At 53.0% G+C, this 4,342-nt stretch carries 6 protein-coding genes; all 6 read left to right on the top strand.

Annotated elements, in window-relative coordinates; all coding sequences use genetic code 11:
* Positions 1 to 242, top strand: a 242-nt coding sequence (locus HN413_06935; GenBank protein MBT3390130.1) for a 4-vinyl reductase, incomplete at its 5' end; no start/stop codon positions are given.
* 157 nt (positions 243 to 399) lie between these two features.
* Positions 400 to 1,329: an ABC transporter ATP-binding protein gene (locus HN413_06930; GenBank protein MBT3390129.1), complete on the top strand. Its 930-nt coding sequence runs from the start codon at positions 400 to 402 to the stop codon at positions 1,327 to 1,329.
* Between the two features lie 67 nt (positions 1,330 to 1,396).
* On the top strand, positions 1,397 to 2,677 hold the full coding sequence (locus HN413_06925; GenBank protein ID MBT3390128.1) for an ABC-2 transporter permease: 1,281 nt from the start codon (positions 1,397 to 1,399) through the stop codon (positions 2,675 to 2,677).
* A gap of 224 nt (positions 2,678 to 2,901) precedes the next feature.
* The gene (locus tag HN413_06920) at positions 2,902 to 3,444 is read left to right on the top strand and encodes a hypothetical protein (GenBank protein MBT3390127.1); all 543 of its coding nucleotides are present in this window, start codon (positions 2,902 to 2,904) and stop codon (positions 3,442 to 3,444) included.
* A gap of 76 nt (positions 3,445 to 3,520) precedes the next feature.
* A complete protein-coding gene (locus HN413_06915) occupies positions 3,521 to 4,051 on the top strand; it encodes a hypothetical protein (GenBank protein ID MBT3390126.1) in 531 nt (176 codons plus the stop codon).
* Between the two features lie 15 nt (positions 4,052 to 4,066).
* Positions 4,067 to 4,342 (top strand): hypothetical protein (locus HN413_06910; GenBank protein ID MBT3390125.1); only part of this gene is annotated, 276 nt, incomplete at its 3' end.

The following is a 4,342-nucleotide window of genomic DNA, read 5'->3' as shown; positions in this document are numbered from 1 at the left end:
CGGTCAGCGATCAGATTGTACGCATTGATGATGATGACAACTATTATTACTGGATTATCGAACGCTGCCCCATGTGTTGGGAGCGTCAGAGCACAGAGCCGGTGTGTCATTTGGGAGTCGGCGTGTTAAAAGCTGCTGCTCATTGGGCGACCGATCGCAGCTTCCGCGTCCAGGAGATCAAATGCACGGGGATGGGGGATGAAGCCTGTGTCTATGTAATGGACAAACAACCCATAGATTGAGGCCAATACAAAATCGCAAATTCAACGCCGGGAGCAAAACGCTCCCGGTTTTTGTTTAACATGACTTGCGATATGACCTCCGGCACTGGGAGATGTGACCCGAGCAACAGTACAGTATGGGCCAGATCAAAACAAGGAGTGATGTATGAAGAACACAATTTTGTCTGTACAAGATCTTTACAAATCCTACGGCGACAACCATGCCGTGCGCGGCGTTTCTTTTGAAATTGCCCGCGGCGAGGTATTCGGTCTATTGGGGCCGAATGGAGCCGGGAAAACCACCAGTATTTCTATGCTCACGGGTTTGCTGGAACCGACTTCTGGGAGTGTGCAGGTGGACAATATGCCATTTGGGAAAAATGGCTATGCTGTCAAAGCTAAATTGGGACTGGTTCCCCAAGAGTTGGCTCTATATCCTACCCTCTCAGCGCGTGATAACTTGATCTTTTTCGGGCGCATCTATGGGTTGCGCGGAAAGCAGCTCAAGATGCGCGCCGATGAAGTGTTGGCGATGGTCGGCCTGGCCGATAGAGCGGATGAAGCCATTGAAACTTACTCTGGCGGGATGAAGCGGCGCATCAATATCGCAGCCGGGCTGCTCCACGAACCGGAGATTCTCTTCCTCGATGAGCCAACCGTGGGCGTTGATCCGCAAAGCCGCAATGCCATCTTCGAGAGTGTCGAAGCCCTCAACCGGAATGGTCTGACCATTCTGTATACCACGCATTACATGGAAGAAGCTCAGCGTCTGTGCGATCGCGTTGCCATTATGGATCGCGGCGAGATTATTGCGCTGGATTCACCCAAGGCCTTGATGTCCGGTCTGGGCGGCGGCATCATCCGCCTGGGATTGCACAACGGGCATATTGATACAGTCAGCCAACGCGGGAGTGAGCACCCTGCCATAAAATCCATCACCCGTACAGATGGCATGATGATCGTCGAAACGCATCAGGCTCAGGCCGCGCTGATGGGACTGCTCGAAATCACCAATCAGCTCGATGCCCACATCACTTCATTGGAAGTGCTGGAGCCCAACCTTGAAACCGTCTTCCTGACTTTAACGGGAAAGAATCTCAGAGACTAACATTTTCTAGCCAAAGGAATTCCTTCTACGGAGGCTTTGGCTTGAACAGCTACTATAGGAGATTACCATGCTACACCAAATATTCGCCATAACCATTAAGGATCTAAAAATCCTGTTCAAAGACCGTGGAGGGATGATCGTTTTATTCGCCATGCCGGCCATGTTCATCCTCGTGATGAGTACAGCCCTGCAAAGCTCTTTTTCGGTTGGCGGCAGTGATAACCCTATTGAACTTCTTGTCGTCAATCAGGATCGCGGCGGCCTCGCTGAGAAAGCCATCACAGAGATCGGCGATCTCGATGGGATCACATTGATTTCTACCGTCGATGGCACGGCATTGAGCGTCGAAACTGCTGATCGCATGATTAGCAATGGCGATTACTCCGTGGCATTAGTCTTTCCTGCCGATTTCGAGGAGCGCATTTTAGCAGCCGCCACCGATCCCCAGGCGGGTGAAGCGACGATCACTTTCATCGCCGACCCCACGACCAGCACGCAATTCCTGGGCCCCATCCAGGGGACGGTGCAAGGTTTCATCCAACAGGCTGCGGCCTACGCCCAGGCCCCCCGTCAAATTGAGGCCGGATTCGCCTCCCTGTCCGAAGAAGTTCCCCCGGCGCAGGTGCAATTTGTCAACCAGATTGGCGAGGCTTTTGTCGATGCCATGACTGAAGCGGGCGGTCTGGAGAACGAAGGCAGCCTGGGCGTGCGCTTCGAACAGGTCGCTCCCAGTGATTTTGCCGTGACCGAATTTCCTGACTCGGTCGAGCAAAATGTGCCCGGCTACACCATCTTTGGCGTGTTCTTCATCGTGCAGGTGATTGCCACGAGCTTGCTCAGCGAAAAACAAAATGGAACCTTTCGGCGGTTGCTGGCGGCCCCGCTTTCACAGCCGGCATTACTTTTGGGCAAACTGCTGCCTTATTATCTGGTAAATCTGCTGCAAGTCGCCCTGATGTTCACCATCGGCGCGCTGGTATTCGATATGAATTTGGGGAATGCTCCGCTGGCGCTGGTACTGGTGACGCTGGCAACCGCGGCCGCCGCCACAGGCATGGGACTCTTGGTAGCTTCCTTTGGCAAGACCCCCGAGCAGATTGGCGGCCTCTCCACTCTGCTAGCGCTCACCCTGGCAGCAGTCGGCGGCATGATGGTCCCCACCTTTGTAATGCCAGAGTTCATGCAAGCAATTTCGAAGATTTCTCCTCACGCATGGGCTTTAGCCGGGTATCAGGATGTGATCGTGCGCGGTCTGGGTTTGCAGTCTGTTTTGCCCGAGGCTGGGGTGTTGATGGCTTTTGCAGTGGTGTTCTTTGGCATCGCTGTTTGGCGCTTCCGATTTGACTAGCGCAGCGATTGCGCTACAGGTGACAGTTACTTGCCAAGTGACTGTCACCTGTAGCGTTTATCCAACATTATCCCACACTATCCCACAGATTTCCCACAAATTCCTCCCCCCCATGTGACCCATGTTATGACCTTTGGGACTAGCCAGTATGACCATTGTATTCGCATCATCATGGCAGAAGTTCGCTCAGGTCGAAAACCCCTGAGATGAAAAAGGAGATTGAAATGCAAACCAATAATGAAAACCAAAAACGTGTTTTTCCCTTCGGTGGGATTTTGCTGATCCTGGCAGGCTTGTTCTTGCTGGTGCAGCAATTTGTTGAGATTAACCTGTCGGGTGGCGCATTCCTGGCAACCCTGGGATTATTCTTCATCCTGTGGGGCGCGACACAGCGTAAAGCGGGCTTGCTGATTCCAGGCGGAATTCTCAGCGGCCTGAGCCTGGGCGTGTTCTTGACGGAAGAAACCAATGGCTTGATTGCCTCCCATCTCGAAGGTGGTGTCGTGGTGCTGTGCCTTGCAGCGGGCTTTGCCCTCATCACCCTGCTGACGCAGCTCTTCACCGAAGAAAAAGGCTGGTGGGGTTTGATCGTCAGCGGAATTCTGGCGCTGGTCGGCGCGGGCATCATCATCGTCGAGTCGCCTGACACGGGAGCCTTGAAGGATATTGTCGAGAACGCCTTCCGCTGGCTGAATTACTTGTGGCCGTTGGTGCTGATCGGGCTGGGCATCAAGATCATTATTGATAAGCGCGACGAATCCGCGTAGAATAGAAGCAGCTTTTCCGCTGCCCCAGACCTCAGAGATTTGAAAAATCTCTGAGGTCTGGATGATGGAGAGAACCATGAGCCCCGAAAATGTCTTGACCCAGCGAGATTGGTCTGAAGAAGAGTTGCTCGAAAACGGTTTTCGCTATTATCAGCGTATCAAGCGCGTGGTGCTGGCGCGCGAACTTCCCCAAGAAGAAGCGCCTCTAAAAATGCGCTATCATTACGATGAATTGATCGCCACCGCAGGGTACATGATTTGCTTTGCGGCGGATTGGCGCAAAAAGAAAACCCTCTACGAATACTATCACTGGCCGGTGGCACCCGACCACTTTAGCTCTCTTTATGCAGATTGGGACGATCCCCGTTGGAAACCTCGGCGCGGCGAAAAGCACTTGCTCCTATTAGGATGCTGTCCCTACTATAATGCGGTGGGTGTGTGGGCGAAGGTGCTGCAGCAGCCTCAAATGATTTTGGGGACAGAGCACCGCGATCCCTTCGAAGTTCCCGCCGGGGCCTGGCTGATGCTGGCTGCCAAGGGCGCAGCTATGGGCGCACCCTATTGGAATTTCGATAAAGCCTTTCGCCAGCGTTTCATTGTCGAATAAAGGTAAAATCTACTTATGCATTCGAAAAAAATTCACATATCCGATAATACGTTTATGCTCGCGGTTGGCTATCTCACACTGATTGCGGTGGCTTTGCTGGGTTTTAATTTGCTGGAGCCAGGCGTTCCGAGGGCCATAGGCTTGGGAATGCTGATCTCGTTTGGCGTCCTCTATGCGCTTTCGCCGCATGAGGAACAGCCCTTCTGGAAAACCCATGGCTACTTTGTTGCGCAGGCAATCATTGTCAGTGTCCTCATCTCGATGCAACCCCAATGGGGAGTTTTCCCCATG

The sequence above is a fragment of the Chloroflexota bacterium genome (genome assembly GCA_018648225.1).
GTDB lineage: Bacteria > Chloroflexota > Anaerolineae > Anaerolineales > UBA11858 > NIOZ-UU35.
Note: the sequence above shows the minus strand (reverse complement) of the source record. Positions and strands in the feature narration are given on the sequence as shown.

Coding starts and splice junctions, on each gene's coding strand:
- HN413_06915 (MBT3390126.1), top strand. CDS start 3,521: ATGAGCCCCGAAAATGTCTTGACCCAGCGAGATTGGTCTGAAGAAGAG.
- HN413_06920 (MBT3390127.1), top strand. CDS start 2,902: ATGCAAACCAATAATGAAAACCAAAAACGTGTTTTTCCCTTCGGTGGG.
- HN413_06925 (MBT3390128.1), top strand. CDS start 1,397: ATGCTACACCAAATATTCGCCATAACCATTAAGGATCTAAAAATCCTG.